Below are 17,760 nucleotides of genomic sequence, written 5' to 3'. Positions count from 1 at the left end.
GTATCATACTCCCGCGACTGGAACAGCACGGGGTTCAGGTCGGGTGACCCTGCCCGCAGGTTCCCCCACGGATCGTACTCGTATCCTTCAGCCAAGGTGCCCGACGCGTTCGAGAGAAAGGAGACGTTTCGCCTTGCATCCATTCCGAATGTATAGACGTCTTCGCTCATGGTTCCCTCTTCCGGTTCGACCACTCGTTTGAACGAAAGCGGATTGTCGATCCCCGGCCCGTGGGTCATCTGGCGGGAAATATCGGGGCCCTGGTAGAACTGACCATCAAAAAAACTTGATGTTTCTACCCTCTCCGTCAATACATCCTCGAAATCGTTCACCATCCGATGGACGGAGGCCTCGGTGAATAGGATTCTTTCAATTCCATCGGGACCCGGCCGGAGCCATTCCGAATGGGTCCGGCTGGATTTCCCTACCCGGCCCATGCCATCGGGAAGGTAGGATGGGTAGATCATCTGCGTGCCGTAGCGCCCGGGTGCGATGTCCACCTTCCGGGTTTCGGCGTGCAGCCGTTCCCGGAAATCGAAATACCGCCTCTCAACCATGTGATTGCTGAACTGCGCAAGATAGTTGCTGTAGGTTTTTTCCACCCTGTACCAGGTCCCCGGGCCAGCGGGAAGCTCATAGATCGGCCCCGTAACCTGGGTGTATGTATAGTCTTCCTCGAATTCCAGCAGTCCCAGTCCCGCGTACCGGACCCGGTGCAGGATCTCATCCGCCGGGGAGTAGACCAGAAGCTCCTTGAGATCCTCTCCCTCCCACTTCTCGATCCTGTTCCCCCGGCTATCATAGACGTAGGCTTCCGAGTCACCATTTCCATACACCACTTCCCTCAGCTGTAACCTCGGGTCATATGAATAGGCCTGGTCCCACAGGGGATCTTCCCGGTCGATCGAGAGGATCAGTCCATTGGGATCCCTTTCGTAGGCGAAGGATGTAATGATTTCACCGGCGGCGGATCGATTGATCACCCCCACTGTCCGTTCGGCCAGGTCATACGAGTATTCAATGGATGTGCCGTTGGCATGATTCAGCACAGCCAGAGCCCCGCAACAGGACGCATAGGTAAAGGACGTGGAATCCCCGTCCGGGTTCGTGATGGAGGCGGTCCGGCCGTTTCGGTCGTAACTGTACGTCCACATCCCCGGAGACGCACTCAGAATCGTGCGATGGCCCAGCGCATCATACCCGTATTGCAGCGTTTCGATCTCGCCTTCCACTTCCTGGATCGCCGTCGTGACTCGGCCCAGAGCGTCGTATTCATAGTAGAGCTCTGCGTCCAGTCCGTGGGCGGCTGTGACGCGTCCCGCCGGATCGTATTCATAGCTTTCGGATCGTCCGTCGGGATAGTCGATTCCCGTCAGACGGTTGTCCGCGTCATAGGTGTAGATTACGGTTTTCCCGTTGGGAAAGGTCTTCGAGATTCGATTCCCGACGCCATCATACGCATAGCTCGTGACCTTCCCCATCGGGTCGGTCTCCGCAAGGAGCCTGCCCATACAGTCATGCGCGTAGGCCGTAGTGGCCCCGGACGGATCAAGCCCGGTCCTGTCCCATTGCGGGACGGTCAGGCCGCAGGGCAAATCGGTCCAGCGCCCGTTGGGGATGTCATACCGGGTGACGGAGGAAAGGTATCTTCGTCCCCAGATGGCTTCGTATTCATAGTCCGTCTCATATCCTTCCTGATCCCGCGTATGGAGGGTTACTCCCGTATCCGGGTCCTTCCCCTTCCAGAAGCGGTGCTGATTCGCCTCCGGACAGTCGTCGCATCGTGCGTCCCTTCGATAGGCATAGTCGAGAAGATGGGTTTCCCCGCAGGGTGCGGGGTTATAGTTTCCCGATGTCACGGTGCCGAAGGGATCGATCACCTCCTTTCTCTGCACGCCGTTTTCCGTGTTGGCGTAGGTATAGGACCAGTGTCCCCCGTTTGACCGGTAGGTATCGGTGAGAATTTCCTGGCCCGTGAAAAAATCGTAGTCGTACTGGTACGTAGTCGGGTAGCCCTCCGGATCGGTCACGACCCGGGAAGCGAGCCGGCTTCCGTCATATGTGGTGGCGATGGTGGTGGTGTACCCCAGGGCATTGGTCCGCGCATTCATCTGGTGATGATCGTCATAGGTGAAAGTTGCAACATTCCCCATGGCATCGGTAGTCCGGATTACACTCCCCGCTTCGTCATAGAAGTAAGTCGTTTCGTGTCCCAGAGGATCCCGCTGAAAGAGCAGAGTTCCATCCGGATTGTATCCATATTCCCGGCGATGTCCCAGGGGCGAGGTCATGGAGGTAACGGTATGGAGAATCGCGTGATGGGTAAAGGTCCAGGTGTGCCCGTTGGCGTCGGTCGTGCAAAGAAGATCGCCTTCCGTGGAATAGAGGTTGATCGTCTCGGCTCCGCTGCAGTCCGTGATCGTTTCCCGCGTGCCCGTGGGCACATCCTGATAGGTAACGGTCATCTCCCCGGTGAAGGCCCTTGTTGTTCCCGATGAGAATTGGACCGTGCACGTATCCGGACCATAGGTGTAAGTCCACAGTTCCCCCGGCCGGGTCATGCGTGTCACCCGGCCGTCCGGTCCATAGGCGACCGTAAGGCGTGTCCTTCCGAAGGAATCCGTGATGGCGGAAAGGCGTCCGTCACTTTCGTATTGAAAGGTGTAGGTGGTCTCGACAGGCGTATTGGTTACGGGCTCCGATCCATGAACCGAGGGAATGGACCGCGTCGTGGTCCATGAGGCCACGTCACCCTCTTCAGTAAAGGTGAGGCGATGGGAGGGGGGCTCTTCCTGCAGGCCGATCACCATGGTCCGGTCCTCCGGATAAGAAAATTCCAGAACGGCGCCCACGGTCGGGATGATGGAGGCGAGGTTTCCCTCTTCATCGAAGGTCATAATCCACTGATTATTCCCTCTTCCATCAACTCCGGACAGGATAAAGTACTTGTCGGTCCCGGTTTCCTTCCTTTTCCGGTCCTCCGTATAGGTACGGATTCCTCCCGTTCTCATGTCGATGGTGATCGTCCCATCCTTGACCCACAGATCACCATAGGGTTCCGGGCCGTCCTTGACCCGCAGGTACCGCTGTCCCCGGGCGTTATCCTCCCCTCCCTCCTTGTCTCTGGAATATTCGAGAATATATCCATCCAGCGTTTGAAGACTTGCGGTCTTTGTATTCTTATGAAGATGGATATATTCAAGGTCAAAGGTGGAATGTCTTGAATCATAGGTGATGGAGTAGAGGGGAAAGAGCTGGAACCGGAAGGTCAGGTTTCCAGCCCGAACATTGACGAGGCCCATGGTGGCCCCTTCGTCCAGGGTTTGCGGGTTGGGATGAAACAGGGCATTTGCGCCCGAAAAAGATGGGGGTGATGTGCCCATCGTACCTGTGGAACCGCATCCCGCGAAAATGTCAAGAGCAAGGAGAAGCGATAAGGTTTCCCCCCCCCCCCCCACGATATTTGTAAAACGTTGAAAAAAGGCCATAGCTCCCTCCGGATTTGGATATTCCCACCACTTCACTGATCGAACATAAGCAAAATCCGTGCCAGAATGCGGTCGATATTGAGACTGTATTTTTATATATCATAATCCTTGTGATATACAGTTCTCCATCCAGAGGGCACGGCGTGGAAATAGTCATAGATCAAGGATGGAAGGAAATTCTCATTGTGTAGATTTGTAACAGTCCTTCATGAAAAAACCCGGAGGCGAACCGGCCTCCGGGTCAGATGGATTACGTTTGATTGATGCAGGGTCAGGGTTTGACTTCCACCTCGTCCACGTCCCAGGAAAGGATATGGCTGTGGTACTGGCACCGGGTGCAGTGTTCCCTGAGGACCTTCATCACCTCGTCGAACTGCTCGTTGGGAACGACGGTAAAGATGATCGTGGAGGTTCCGGGAAAGGCCCACGACCCGAACTTCGGGCCGGTGTGACCCTCGCCGTAGACCGTGGGGATCTCCGTGTATCCGGGCACCTTCTGATCTTTAAGGAAGGACTCCACTTCTTCCCGGCATTCGGTGGACGTGATGATCATGAGCATCTTCATCGTCAATCCTCCAGACCCAGCTTCCGGAGAATCGTGATCATGGGGCACCACTTCGTAAACCCGGACTGCAGGAGGTTGAGGCCGACAAAGGCGGTGAAGTAGTACCAGTACGGATGGACCCATTTCCCCAGGGCCAGGGAGGCCAGGATGAAGATCCCGGCGACTATGCGAAGAACGTCATTCACTTTCATGGTTTTCTCCTTGGAGTTCTTTGTATCGGTCTCCCCCCTTCAGATAGACGTAGTAAAGGGTGGGAATGACAATCAGGGTGAGGAAGGTGGCCACCGTAACCCCGGCAATCAGGGATACGGCCAGCCCTTCAAAGATGGGGTCAAGAATGATGACCAGGCCCCCGACAACGAGGGCGGCCGCGGTCAGGACGATGGGCCGGAACCTGACAGCGCCGGCCTTGATGACGGCATCCAGGAGTTCCGATCCGGACTGCAGTTCGAGGTTGACAAAGTCGACCAGGAGGATGGAGTTCCGGACGATCACCCCGGCCAGGGCGATAAACCCGATCATGGAGGTGGCGGTGAAAAAGATCCCGGAAATCCAGTGGCCGGGCAGGATCCCGACGAGGGTCAGGGGAATGGGAGCCATGATGACCAGGGGGACGATAAAGGATCGGAACCACCCCACAACCATGATGTAGATGAGAACCAGCACGACGGCAAAGGCAATTCCCATGTCACGGAAGACTTCGTATGTAATCTGCCACTCTCCGTCCCACTTGATGACCCGAGTTTCTGACGGGTTGGCTTCGTGGGTGGAGATCAGGCTGACGCCGGGGAGCTTGCTTATCCTGTCCTGCATGGCAAGGATGGCATACACGGGGCTTTCAAGATGCCCGGCCACATCTCCGATCACGTAAGTTGTGGGTCGGAGGTTCTTGTGGTGGATGGGGGCTTCCTGAACGGTCTGCTCGATCGAAACCAGCTCTCCAATGGGAACCATTCGACCGTCTGCACCGTGGAGTGCCACATCCAGGAGGTCCTCCGGCCTGTGGCGATCCTCCAGGGGGAGCCGGAGCCGGAGAGGTATGGGATACCGGCTGCGGTTCGTATGGAGAAGACCGGCGTCCATGCCGGCGGCGGAAAGTCGCAGGCTCGCCGCCACCTGCTCTGTGGTAATTCCAGCCAGTGCGGCCTTTTCCTGATCCACACGATACACGACCTTGGGCTGGGGAGCTTCAATGTAGGTATCCACATCCACCACACCCTCGGTGGATCGAAAGATTTCCTCCACCTGCCGTGCAAGGTCCCGTTCGGCCTGATGGTCTTCCGCGTGAACTTCCGCAACCAGGGTGGAGAGGACGGGAGGTCCCGGGGGAACTTCGGACAGCTTGACATTGGCCCCCATGGTTTCTCCGATTTCCCGCAGTTTATGACGGACGTCCGCGGCAATGGCATGGCTCTTCCGATCCCGGTCGTGCTTCGAAACGAGATTGACCTGGATGTCAGCCACGTGGCTCCCGCGGCGCATGTCGTAATGGCGGACCAAACCGTTAAAATTTATGGGGGAATGGGTTCCCACATAATAGACGATCGATTCGACTTCCGGCAGGGTTTCCAGCTCTTTGCCGAGAGCCAGGGAGACCTCGGACGTTCGTTCCAGCAGTGTGCCCTCGGGCATGTCCACCACGACCTGGAATTCACTCTTGTTGTCGAAGGGAAGCATTTTCACCGTCACGGCTTTCATAAAGACGAGGCCGATCGAGGCAAAGAGAAGAAGAATGACCACCGCAAACATGGAGAATCGGAGGATGGGGTGCGCGATGATCGGGCGCATGATCCGGTCATAGAGCCTGTGAAACTTGCTCTCTTCTTCCGTTTCCTCCCGTACCTGAAGGCTGGGAGATTCTTCCCTGTGACCTTTAACAAAGAGCTTGAACGCCAGCCATGGTGAGATGGTGAACGCCACCAGAAGGGAGAAGAACATGGAGGCCGATGCGTTGATCGGGATAGGACGCATGTAGGGCCCCATGAGTCCCGAGACAAAGGCCAGCGGAAGGAGGGCACCGATAACGGTAAAGGTCGCCAGGATCGTGGGATTCCCCACTTCATCAACGGCGTAGGGGGCCATCTGCATCGGCTTGCCCCAGCCGAGGCTGAAATGTCTGTGCATGTTTTCCACCACGACGATGGCGTCATCCACCAGGATTCCAATCGAAAAGATCAGGGCGAAGAGGGTCACGCGGTTCAGGGTGTATCCAAACATGTAGGAAGCCATGAGGGTAAGGGCCAGCGTGACCGGGATGGCTACGAGAACAACGATGGCCTCCTTGCGTCCCAGGGCAAAGCCCATGAAAATCACCACGCAGATCGTGGCGATCAACATGTGCTCCAGGAGCTCGTCGGACTTTTCCTTGGCGGTCTCCCCGTAATTCCGGGTCACTTCGAGATGGACAGAAGGGGGAAGGACCTGAGCCTTCAGCTGGTCCACTTCCTTCTGCAGGGTTTCCACCAGCGTCACGGCATTGACTCCCCGCTTCTTGGCGACGGAGAGTGTCACGGCTGGAACGGCGACGGGCTGCTCTTTGCTCTGAAAGAGGGCAAAGGATTCGACTTCGTCTCCGCCGAGAGAAATGTCTGCAATTTCACCCAGGTATACGGGTCTGCCGTTATAGGCTCCGATTACAGCGTTACGGACTTCTTCCAAAGAGGAAAAATGCTTTCCCGATTCTAAAACGATCGCCGCTTCCCGGCCCTTCATTACCCCGGCCGGTATGATGACGTTGGCTTTGCTGAGGGATTGCCATACCTGAAGGGGACTGACAAAGAAGGTCCGCATCCTCTCTTCGTCCAGCTTGATCTGGAGAACCTGGGGATTCCCGCCCAGGATTTCCACTGCGGAGACATCGGCCACGGTCTTCAGCCGTGTGGAGAGCTCCGTTGCGGCATCGTACAGCTCGGTATGGTCAAGATTTTCACTCCACAACGTAAGGCCGAGAACGGGGACATCATCGATTGTCTTCAGGCGGACGATCGGATCCATGGAGCCTTCCGGGAGTTCATGCCGATAAGCTTCCAGCTGTTTCTTCACTTTAACCAGACTGATTTCCGGATCTTCACCCACGTAGAAACGCACAATGAGGAACGCGAAATCGTTGTAGGCCGTCCCGTAGACGTAGCGGACCCCCTTGATCTCGTCAATTCTCCGTTCCAGGGGAAGGAGAAGCTGGTTCTCCACCTGGGAAGCGGAGTTTCCCGGATAGGGAACCATGATGTCCACCATGGGGACTTTGATCTGAGGTTCTTCTTCCCTCGGGGTGATGGAAATGGCGAAGAGTCCCAGCAGGAGTGAAGTGATGACGAGAAGAACCGTCAGCTTGGACTGGATAAAATACCTGGCCATCCGTCCGGCCAGGCCCAGGGGTCGCCGGAGATAGGACAGGAAATCGCCGCCCTGGGTCATGGCAGAACCTCCACGGGCCTTCCATGGAAGAGCTGTCCGGCATTCTGGAGGACAACCTGCTCATCTCCGGTCAATCCGCTCAGGATCTCTACCAGTTCGCCTTCAACCTCACCGGCCCGGACCACGTTCATGACGGCCTTATGGTCCTCCACGGTGAAGACCATGGAGAGCTGACCCCGCTGAACCAGTGCCGCGGCCGGGACGTAAAGGCGCGATTGAGTGAGACCCGGGTCGGTAAAAAGAGCCCTTCCATATATGCCGGACTTTAACCGTGGATCTTCGTCCACTTTGAGCTTGACCTGAAAGGTGTGGGTCATGGGATCGGCGGCAGAGATGACTTCAGCGATTCGAGCGGGAAGGTTCACAATTCCGGCCGACGGGAAATCGCAGGTAACGACCGTGGCGCGATTGACACGATCAAGATCGCTTTCCTTCACGTTTACAACCAGTTCCAGCCGGGAGCGATCCGCCAGCCGCAGTACCGGGTACCCCGGAGCCACCATGTCTCCTTCACGGACCATCACATCCAGGACCGTTCCCGAGAAGGGAGCACGGATAATGGCATCATCCAGCATCGACGTGGCGGCCTGAACGGCTCCTTCGGCCTGTTCGACCGCTCCCTTCGCCTGGCTGTACTGCATCTCGGCCATATCGAGTTCCAGCTGGCTTGCAGCCTTCCGGTCGAAGAGCTCACGGAAGCGTTTCCAATTGGTTTCGGCAAGAGTCAGGGCAGCCTGAGCCTGGGCCTGGGCACCCCTGGCCTGGGAGATCTGACCCCGAACGGTTCGGTCATCAAGTGTGAGAAGCGTTTCATCCTTTTTCACTACATCCCCCGCCTTCACATACTTTTTCGTGACCTGTCCCATGATTCGGGAAGCAATCATGGCTTCCCTTCCGCTGGTAATGGAACCGGAGGCCGCAACCGCGTCTCCCCGTTCCAGGATGGAAACAGGTGTAAGGGAGACTTCCAGGCCTGGCAGAGGTTCGGTGGTCCCGGGCTCATGGGATCCACAGCCGACAAGTGTGATGGTGAGAATTGTAAGAAGAATCATAAATCGTTTCATTAGAGTTCCTCCTTCCCCGTCGCAAGATAATAGGATTCGACCGCCAGAAGATAGTCGTAACGGGCGGTGAGAGTTCGCGTGTATGCTTCGGTAAGCGCCGTATCGGCATCGAGCAGGTCGGTAATCTTCATGATTCCCTTCTTATACCTCTCCTCCACAATGGAGAGGTTGCGTTCCGCCGCTTCTTCATTTCCCTTTGCGACTCCGATCCGGCTTTTTGTCTCTTCAATCCGGTAGAGGGACTGTTTCACCTGAAGGACAACTCCTTCCTCCATCGCCTTGAGATTATGGGTCATTTCCGAGAGGTGAGCCCTGGCTTCACCGACTTCAGATTTTATTCTTCCACCGGAGAAGACCGGCACGGTAAGTCCCACGGCAAAGGTCGTGGCGTCCCCGGTGTCTCCGAGAAAGGAGTCGTCATACCACTCCTGAGAAACCTTGATCCCCAGCGAAGGAAGCCTTTGGCCTTCCATACGGCTGACGTTGTGCTCCAGGGCCTCGATCATGCTGTTCATGAACTGAAGGTCGGGCCGTGAGATGAGTGCGGTATCCACGGCGGCATCCAGTTCCTCCCCGCTGAGTTCCGGAAGATTGGTCACCGGTTCCAACTCAAAGACCGATTCCGGATCCGTCCCCATCAGGATATTCAGGGCGAGCCGGGCTTCCCTTGCTTTATTGGATGCCGTAATGAGCCGATCCTCAATCTTGGAAAGCTCGACCCGAGCCCGAAGTACGTCGGATTCGACGATAAAACCCGTTTCGAAATAGTCTTCCGCCATTTTGACGTGGCGGGCGACGGTATCCCGGGCCTTGGTAATCAGGTGAACGTATTCCCCGGACAGAAGAGATCCCAGATAGACTTCCGTCACCTGCCTGAGGAGCTCCTGGCGTTTTCGATCATACTCGTGGGAATATCCCTCGGCCTGAGCCTCTGCAGCTCGAACCGCAGACGCAACCTGCCCTCCCGTGTACAGGGGAAAGGTGAGATCGATCGAGGTCAGATAGGTATCAAGATAGTCAGGATTGTTCGGATCGCTCATGGAGAAGTCCATCATGGAGAAATCCTTTTGATTCATCTTGAGAGCGAAGGCCGACGCGGGCTGATTGGTGCGAATATAGGAAGAGTTAATGTCAAGGGACGGCAGACGATACGATGTCGCCTGGTTTCGAACCGCTTCCGCCGCTTCGACCTTTGAAGCTTGAGCTTTCAGCAAATTATTCGATTGGAGAGCCCGTTCACGGGCCTGCTGAAGGGTCAACGTCTCCGCGAGGAGCAACTGGGGAACAACAAGAAAGACAAATACCCACAATCTCATAATTACCTCCTTAACCATATAACTAACAGGCAATACGGTAGCATTATTCCCGAGTCCTGTCAACAGGATGGAACCCCATCAATCCGAGTCAGATACGATACCAGAAACTATCGTACGGCAACATAAAAACCGCCGCATTTCAATATCACTTTTTTCGTGATATCAATCTACCATAAATGTCCGGACGATCTCCAGAGCTTTTATGAGGATATGCGGTATTTAACGAGTGTCCAGATTGCGGTGAGGCCGTCCTTCCATCGGATCTTCTTTCCCTCTTCAATCGATCTGGGAGCGTACCGGATGGGAACCTCATGGATGGGAATCTTCCTTCGGGCAATTCTGGCGGTCACTTCGGGACAGAATTCGAATCCTTCACATTTCAGCGGGAGGCCCTTTAACAGTGACGCGTCAAAGACCTTGTAACAGGTGGGTTCGTCCGTGATGGAAGTTCCATAAAGAAGATTTGTCAACAGCGACAGGAATCTACCGCCCCAGTAATACCGCGTGTACGATTTTGGATTGTGACCCAGGATTCTCGAACCGTACACGACCCGGGCCGTGCCCTCCATGATGGGTTTCAAAAGAGCCGGATAGTCGTCAGGGTCGTACTCGAGATCGGCATCCTGGATCAGGATAATGTTCCCTTCGGCGATCTCGATTCCTCTCCGAAGGGCGGCTCCCTTCCCGAGGTTTCTTTCCTGGTGAACGATACGGATCCAGGGTTCCCGGATTTCGGAAAGGATGTCCCGGGTGGCATCTGTCGAACCGTCATTGATGATGATAAGTTCTCGATCGGGAAGAGGAACCGCCCGGATCTGATCAAGAATGTTCCGCAGGGTCTTCTCTTCGTTGTATACCGGCATGAGTATGGAGATTTTCCATGGATGGGCAGGATCATCCTTTCCGGGTTTCTCCAAATCCTTCGGTGCTTCGGTGGAAAGAGGCGCCACTTCCTTCACCAGGTCTTGCCCGAAAGAAGAAGCGCCTCCGCCTGCTTGACCTCCAGGGGTTTGGCAAAGAGGTATCCCTGGGCATACTCACAGCCCAGTTCCTTCAACTGGTGAAGGTGGTGGACTTCCTCAACCCCCTCCGCGACGACCTGCATTTGCATATTGTGAGCAAGATCCACGATGGTCCGGACGATTTCCCTGGCCTTCCGCTCCTTTCCCAGTCCCATGACAAAGGAGCGATCGATTTTCAGCACGTCAACGGGAAGCTCGCTCAGGTAGCTCAGGGATGAATACCCCGTGCCAAAATCGTCAATGCTCAGACGAATGTCGAGTCCCTTGAGGTACGCGAGGATATCCTGGATAAACTGAAGGTTTTCAACCAGTACGGTTTCCGTGATCTCAAGCTTCAGACTGTTTCCGTGGATACCGTATTTTCTCATCGCCGCTTCGATCTTCATGATCAGATCCGGCTTCATGAAGTTGACCCCTGAAAGGTTCATGCTGAGCATAATGGATGCTTTAGGAGGGAGCACCTTTCGCCAGGATGCCAGCTGACGGCACCCCTCCCCAATGGCCCAGAGGTCAAAGTCGGCGACCAGGCCGGTCTTTTCGGCAAGGGGAATAAAGTCTCCCGGCATCACCAGGCCCCGAACCGGATGGATCCATCGAAGCAGAGTTTCAAAGCCGGAAATCCGCCCGGTCGTCAGGGAAACGATGGGCTGATAGTAAAGCTGTAGTTCTTTCTGATGGAGAGCCTTTCTTAAATCGCTTTCCATCTGGACGACGGCGGTCGTCTGGCGCGCCATCGCCGAGGTAAAGATATTAACGGTCCCCTTCCCCTCCCGCATCGCGTACTCGAGGGCCATTTCCGCACGTCGGAGAAGTTCTTCCGGCAGGTTCAGACCGGGGGAGCTCTGCGCGATTCCGGTTGATATCGTTTCATAGATTTCCTGACCCCTGGCTTCAAAGGGGATCTCGGTAATCTGACGGATATAGGCCGTTAGAGCCTTTGCTTCCTCCTCTTCCCTTGCTCCGTCCATAATAATGCAGAACTCGGGACCCTCGAGCCGTGCTATGAAGGTGTCGGCTGAAAGCGTCTCCTTCAACCGGTTGGCTACGGCCACAATGACCTGGTGGGCGGCTTCCCTCCCCAGGCGGTTGCGATACACGGAATAACGGTCCAGGGTCAGAAGGGCAAGGATAAAGCTGGAGCCATTGGTCTGTGGTCCCTGATTGCAAAGTTTCTGGAGCCGGTCCTGCATGGCCCGGAAATTGGCAAGGCCGGTAAGGGTGTCGGTAAATGCCTGGTTTTGAAGGGTTTCTTCCAGCTCTTTTCGCGTGGAAATATCTGTCAGGGAGCCGACCAGACGCCGGGGACGACCATCAGCCTCCCGTACAATCGATCCCCGACAGCGGACCCATCGGTAGGTTCCATCACAGTGCTTCAGACGATGTTCACTCTCAAACCGATCCTGGGTGCTGATCAGATGGGCCTGGAGGCTTGCCTTGAAATCGGGATAGTCCTCCGAATGAATCTGGTTAAACCAGGATGAGGGACGGGGTTCCAGATCTCCCTCCTTGACTCCCAGAATTTCGCACCAGCGGGAAGAGTAATAGATCTGATCCGCATCGAGATCCCAGTCCCACAGTCCGTCATGGGCGGCCTGAGCCGCAAGGGCATATCGTTCCTCGCTCTTCTGGAGAGCCTCCTGTGCGTACTTCCAGCTCGTAATGTCCCGGATGATTTCCTGGTGCTCCAGAATCTCCCCACTCTGATTCCTTCGCGGGTTGGACGAGAGAAGGCAGATCCGCTGCCGGCCATCCCTGTGGTTCAGGGTAACTTCCTGATCCACGATGGATTCTCCTTCCTCCCGTTTCCGGTTTAGATCCAACCCTTCCTTCGGATCGGCAAAGAGTCGATGGATCGGCATCTGAATCATTTCGTCACGGGGATACCCAAACACTTCCGTCACCGAGGGATTCACCTGAAGGATCCGGCCCTCCCGGGAAAGGACCCAGATCACATCCTTCGAGTTCTGAAAAAGGGCGCGAAACCGTTCCTCCGATTCCCGGCGATCTTCTTCCACCTTCTGATAGGCGTCAATGTGCTCGTCCATCAGATTCATGGAGATCAACAGTTCGGCGGTCCGTTCCTTCAGCTGATCTTCGAGGTGAACCGTATCTATCGTGGGGGCATCTTCTCTGTTTGCAGGGTCTTGAAAGGAGATGGTCAGCATCGCGCCGAGAACCGGTCGATCCCGGCGGCCCAGGGGGGTGGCTCGAATCTCTACCGAACGCCCGTCAAAAGACCCGATTCCGCATATATTTCCCTGGAGGGAAAACTCATCCCGGTTCCCCTGTGCAAGGTCTCCAATCATCTGCTGAAAGGATTGGCAGTCCCGATCGTTCTTCAGGCGCACCAGATCACACAGGGGATGGCGGATAATCCCGAGCGGGTCACGGGTCAGCACCTCGGCAGCGGGGTTCAGGTATTGGACCTTCCCCTCATTGTCAACGATGACAACGGCGTCACGAACGTGCCTGAAATAAGTGTCGAAGGACCACTGGAGGACGCTCATGCCCTCTATCATATCGAACTCGTGTTGAAATGCCTAGCCTAAACCATCCAGATGGAAGCGGTGACGTATAATGGGCCCATGGCCCGACGGAAACAATCGCCCGCAGAAACGACTCTGGAAGCACCGGAGGAGGTTCCTGTATCCAAATTTCCTCGCGTCATTGTATCCGCTGCGCTGATTCTGGTTTTTCTCATGGCTGCCCTTCTTTCCATCCGGGAAATCGGAAGTCCCGATATCGGGTTTCATCTGAGGGTCGGAGAGTCGATTCTTTCAGGCCATGGCTGGCCGGCAAATGACACCTTCACCTTCACCCGCACCGATCAACCCTATGTTGACACGTCCTGGGGATTCCAGCTCCTTGCATCCTCGATCTATCGCCTGGCCGGTCCCGAAGGTCTCGTACTGGGGAACATGGTCCTGGTGCTTCTACTCTTTTTCCTCATCCATCGAACCGTAACCCTCTATCAACCGAATCCAACGATCAGCCTGCTTCTGCTCGGTCTCGGAGTTGTCGCCTCGGAGACCCGGTTCAAAGTCAGACCGGAAATGGTTTCCTACCTCCTTCTCGCACTGCTCCTCTACATCCTTCACCGCCATTCCCAGGGCCGAAAGGCGCCTTTGTTTCTTCTCCCCGTCATCTTTCTCCTCTGGATCAACCTCCATGCGCTCTTTGTTCTGGGCTGGGTGGTCCTGGTTTTCATGGTGGCGGGAGGATGGCTTACCCGTAAGAAACCGGACCGGTCCCTTCTGACATGGAGTGCGCTGTGTTTTCCCGTCACCCTGATCAATCCCTACGGATGGAAGGGGGTCTTATTCCCCTTTACGCTCCTGATGCACTTTGATCGCCAGGGGATCTTCGCTGAAAGCATCAGTGAACTGGTTTCCCCCTTCGATTTTCATTACTTTTCGAACCTTCCCTTCTATCCCTTCATTCCCATAAATTTCTTCAGGATTCTGGTCATCCTCTCCGTTTTTTCACTCCTTCCTCTTCTTCGCAGGCGTCAATGGACCTTCCTGATGCTGTGGGCCCCCTTTCTTTACCTGTCCGTAAAGATGGTTCGAAATATCCCCCTTTTTGTTATCGTCTGCCTTCCGATGGTAGCCCTGGGACTTTCCAGCTGGAGTTTCCGCCTGAAGGTCCTTCGGAAACCGGCAATTCGAGTCGCTGTTCCCCTCATACTGGTCGTCGTACTTGCGGGTATGAACCTTCGTGTAATCACGGGCGCCTACTATATCGGATCCAGACGACATGACCGCTTTGGATGCAGATTCAACACGCTCATGCTGCCCGTTCGGGCTTCCGATTATGCAAAAGAAGCGGGGTTCACCGGGCCGATGCTGAACAGTCTGGGGTATGGGGGATACCTCATGTGGGATTTAAAGATACCGGTTTTCATCGACGGACGACTTGAAGTCATGGGGGAAGATTTTTACAGAATGTACAAATCGATCCTCTCTTCACCCACTCGACGGGAACAGATTGTTGAGCAGTATGAGATCCAGTGGGCCGTCTTCTCCCATGCGGAAGACCCCGATCTTCTTCTTTCCCTGTTCAGGGATTCACAGTGGCGCCTGGTGTACGTGGATGGTCTCTCGGTCATCTTCTTACGATCCGGATGGTCAGCCGCCCCGGAGATGGATCGCACACTGGATTCGCAATCCACAGGGACAGGGGAACCTCTTCGATTTACAGACCTTCCCGGATTCGGGAATCAAAGGGCGGAATCTGGATTACATCACTGGCTGCAGGGATTTTTTCACCATCAATCTTACCCTTTCGAAGACTACAGGATGGGGTTCTTCCACCTCACTCTCGGCGAGCTTTATCGTGCGGAGCAGCGCTTTTCCAGAGCGATCTCTGAGTCCAAAGGCGCTTACTGGGAACCTTACTATTACCTTGGAGAGACTCTGCAGCGGCAGGGAAAGAAAGAGAGCGCCAGGCTTGCCTTTCTTGAGGCTCTCAAGAGAGCGCCCGACTATCCCCTCATCGTGAAGGCCCTGTCGGCACTGGGAAAGGGTCAGGGATAGTACCCGGCTATGGTTCGAGCTGTATTGGGTTTGGGTACCTGAACCTCCACGGTCCGAAATTCCCGGCTCCTGGCGGATGACGTATAGGTAAGGGTGTACTGGGACCGCAGTTCCCGTGCGATATCCTCATAGACTGCGGGCAAATCCTCCGGATCTTCCACGCTGATGAAACGCCCTCCCGTTGCCTCCGCCAGCTGAATCAGCTTGGTACGGACAATCATTTCTGTAAACCGCACCTTGAGCGCGATGGGGTAGATGACTACTCCTGCCCTGCGGGCATAATCGAGGGTCTCTCCAAACCCGTATCGGCTGGATGTATCTTTTCCATCCGTCAGCAAAACCATCGCCTTTCTCCCGGACCCCTGCAGCTGGTAAAGACTGTACACTACCGCATCGTAAAGTGCGGTGGAACCGTCGGCAAAGAGGCTGGTAAGGCTGCCGAAAAGCAGGTCCCTGTTTTCGGTCATGGGAGCCACCAGCCTGGGCCTCGTGTCAAAGTCTACGACAAGGGCTTCGTCCTTTTCCTTCAGGACGGTCTGCAGAAAGACCCGGGCGGCCCCCTGGACATCGGCCAGATATTTTTCCATGCTGGAAGAGGTGTCCACGGCCACCGCCACCCGCAATGGGATGGTTTCTGCGGTGGCCACCTTTTCCAGAACCTGGGGAACACTATCTTCCAGAACCGAAAAATCGGAGGGACCCAGATCCAGGACCGGCCGGCCTGTCGGGGAGGTGACGGTAACGTAGAGATTCACGACATTCACACGAACGATCTCTCCAAAGGAACCCGCATTGAGCATGGAAACATCTTCGACCTTCTTTCCCGATCCGGTCTCCAGAAGGGCGCGAACCACCGTCGTTCCCGTCAGAGGTGGTTTCAGGGTCAATTCCCAGGGTGGCTGAAAAATCTCAGAAACCAGCGTGTCATTCAGGAAGATTTTCAGGCTTATTGGCGGATCCTTTTCAGGAGTCAATACCACGGCCTTGAAGGGCGTGTCCAGCTGGGCACGGTCTCCCGGTATCGGGGTGACGATATGGACGGAAACTCGATCCACACCCGCATTCAAATAGATGGAATCCCGGGCTTTCATCTGGCCGCGGTCGTCATACCCTTCTGCAGTGATCGATCGCGGTAGAGGCACTTCTCCAAGATCAAGGTCCACGGTGAAGGGCGGCCGGTTGCAGGTCAGGACCTTGGTGCCATCCAGGAAAAAGGCCACCTTGTCGATCCCGGGAAGAGCCGGAACCGTAAAGACCTGATACCCCGTCACAGCTCGGTCGGGATCGGGTCCCGTCAGGGCAAAGGAGGTGGGGATATCAGGCAGATCGGCTTTGGACAATGCACCTTCCCCGCCAATACTGGGGACCTTTATGAGCTGGCTCGTACGGCCCCCGTGGGTCCCATCGGAACTGGTGACACGGATTCGCAGCGTATAGTCTCCCGGGTAGAGGAACCGTACAAATTCCGCGGGCAGGCGTTCGTCCCCGATGGATTCCGGATACTGAAACCTGTAGTGAAACCGGTCGATATAGGTAGAACCCCGCAGCACTTCTCCAACCAGGTCGAGTGCGGTAAAACCGGTGCTCTCGATTAACAGATTTCCCCTGACCTCCACCTTGGGACCATAGGTGGGCCTGTAGTCGAGATCCAGATCGAAGGTAACGGGTTGAAGGCCCGGTTCAAGGTACGTCGTGGCGGTAAAGATGTCCTTCAGATTTTCAAGGTCTACGGGAGGCGGCGAAATCAGCGCCTGAAAATCACCCGCATGCCAGGCCTGGGCCGTCCAGGCAAGGGCACGTTGAACGTATATCCGCTCAAAACAGATTTCTCCAGCGGCTTCTCCCGAGAGAAGCTCCCGCTCGTCATCGAATCCTTCCCAGAGTGCGAAGGAACCAAAGCCGTAGGGTTGATAGAAGAGGATCCAGACATCTCCCTTGATGACGCTCACGGCAGCATAGTGCCAGACCTCAATGGGCTGATAGATATTGGGGCAGTTCACGGCAATGCGTTCCGCCGGTCCGAAGAGCGCATAAAATCTGGACCGCGGGTCTCTGAGCCCCCAGGTCTCTTCCGCCTCATCCAGTCTTTCCAGATAAGCTTCCTTGAACTCGTTCCGTGCCGTGTCAGGAAAGGTGTCCCTGCGTTTCCAGAATTCATCGATAAAGAGATCCCGCTGGGGATCATCCTGAAGCTTGTCAAAGGCTTCCCGCTCTTCCGTCGTGATCAGATAGAGGGCGTCGTGTTCCAGAAACTGCCTGTATTTATCGGCAAGGTCTCCGGATGGAGCGAAGAGCATCGTCAGTAAAAGGAGCGGGATCATGTGATACCATACCTCCGGATCATCGGTTGATTTCC

Annotated in this window: 10 protein-coding genes; 1 reads left to right on the top strand and 9 read right to left on the bottom strand. The window is 55.6% G+C overall.

Annotated features, from left to right (window positions below):
• The 8 genes from PLD04_14250 to PLD04_14215 all read right to left on the bottom strand — a co-directional run.
• Window positions 1-3,488 (bottom strand): hypothetical protein (locus tag PLD04_14250; protein ID HXK69489.1); only part of this gene is annotated, 3,488 nt, incomplete at its 3' end.
• Between the two features lie 271 nt (window positions 3,489-3,759).
• Window positions 3,760-4,053: a hypothetical protein gene (locus tag PLD04_14245; GenBank protein ID HXK69488.1), complete on the bottom strand. Its 294-nt coding sequence runs from the start codon at window positions 4,051-4,053 to the stop codon at window positions 3,760-3,762.
• Between the two features lie 2 nt (window positions 4,054-4,055).
• Window positions 4,056-4,244 carry a DUF2892 domain-containing protein gene (locus tag PLD04_14240; protein ID HXK69487.1) on the bottom strand — a complete coding sequence of 63 codons (189 nt, stop codon included), beginning with the start codon at window positions 4,242-4,244 and terminating at the stop codon, window positions 4,056-4,058.
• Window positions 4,231-7,467 (bottom strand): efflux RND transporter permease subunit, encoded by a 3,237-nt coding sequence (locus PLD04_14235; protein HXK69486.1) that lies wholly within the window; start codon window positions 7,465-7,467, stop codon window positions 4,231-4,233. Before PLD04_14235 ends, PLD04_14240 begins: the two co-directional genes overlap by 14 nt.
• A complete protein-coding gene (locus PLD04_14230) occupies window positions 7,464-8,531 on the bottom strand; it encodes an efflux RND transporter periplasmic adaptor subunit (protein ID HXK69485.1) in 1,068 nt (355 codons plus the stop codon). Before PLD04_14230 ends, PLD04_14235 begins: the two co-directional genes overlap by 4 nt.
• Window positions 8,531-9,847 carry a TolC family protein gene (locus tag PLD04_14225; protein ID HXK69484.1) on the bottom strand — a complete coding sequence of 439 codons (1,317 nt, stop codon included), beginning with the start codon at window positions 9,845-9,847 and terminating at the stop codon, window positions 8,531-8,533. Before PLD04_14225 ends, PLD04_14230 begins: the two co-directional genes overlap by 1 nt.
• A gap of 200 nt (window positions 9,848-10,047) precedes the next feature.
• Window positions 10,048-10,806 carry a glycosyltransferase family 2 protein gene (locus PLD04_14220; GenBank protein HXK69483.1) on the bottom strand — a complete coding sequence of 253 codons (759 nt, stop codon included), beginning with the start codon at window positions 10,804-10,806 and terminating at the stop codon, window positions 10,048-10,050.
• Complete coding sequence (locus PLD04_14215; protein HXK69482.1) at window positions 10,803-13,376, bottom strand: EAL domain-containing protein; 2,574 nt, start codon at window positions 13,374-13,376, stop codon at window positions 10,803-10,805. Before PLD04_14215 ends, PLD04_14220 begins: the two co-directional genes overlap by 4 nt.
• 78 nt (window positions 13,377-13,454) lie before the next feature.
• Here PLD04_14215 and PLD04_14210 point away from each other — a divergent pair, with 78 nt between their 5' ends.
• Window positions 13,455-15,404, top strand: coding sequence for a tetratricopeptide repeat protein (locus PLD04_14210; GenBank protein HXK69481.1), 1,950 nt, complete (start codon window positions 13,455-13,457; stop codon window positions 15,402-15,404).
• On the opposite strand, the gene PLD04_14205 is transcribed toward PLD04_14210, so the two are convergent.
• Window positions 15,395-17,725, bottom strand: coding sequence for a VWA domain-containing protein (locus tag PLD04_14205; protein HXK69480.1), 2,331 nt, complete (start codon window positions 17,723-17,725; stop codon window positions 15,395-15,397). The genes PLD04_14210 and PLD04_14205 overlap by 10 nt on opposite strands.
• Window positions 17,726-17,760: the final 35 nt, after the last annotated feature.

The sequence above is a fragment of the Thermoanaerobaculia bacterium genome (assembly GCA_035593605.1).
GTDB lineage: Bacteria > Acidobacteriota > Thermoanaerobaculia > UBA2201 > DAOSWS01 > DAOSWS01.
Note: the sequence above shows the minus strand (reverse complement) of the source record. Positions and strands in the feature narration are given on the sequence as shown.

Bases quoted from the DNA above. Each gene is read 5' to 3' on its own strand.
- PLD04_14205 (HXK69480.1), bottom strand. From the start codon at position 17,725: ATGATCCCGCTCCTTTTACTGACGATGCTCTTCGCTCCATCCGGAGAC.
- PLD04_14245 (HXK69488.1), bottom strand. From the start codon at position 4,053: ATGAAGATGCTCATGATCATCACGTCCACCGAATGCCGGGAAGAAGTG.
- PLD04_14240 (HXK69487.1), bottom strand. From the start codon at position 4,244: ATGAAAGTGAATGACGTTCTTCGCATAGTCGCCGGGATCTTCATCCTG.
- PLD04_14210 (HXK69481.1), top strand. From the start codon at position 13,455: ATGGCCCGACGGAAACAATCGCCCGCAGAAACGACTCTGGAAGCACCG.
- PLD04_14225 (HXK69484.1), bottom strand. From the start codon at position 9,847: ATGAGATTGTGGGTATTTGTCTTTCTTGTTGTTCCCCAGTTGCTCCTC.
- PLD04_14235 (HXK69486.1), bottom strand. From the start codon at position 7,467: ATGACCCAGGGCGGCGATTTCCTGTCCTATCTCCGGCGACCCCTGGGC.
- PLD04_14215 (HXK69482.1), bottom strand. From the start codon at position 13,376: ATGAGCGTCCTCCAGTGGTCCTTCGACACTTATTTCAGGCACGTTCGT.
- PLD04_14230 (HXK69485.1), bottom strand. From the start codon at position 8,531: ATGAAACGATTTATGATTCTTCTTACAATTCTCACCATCACACTTGTC.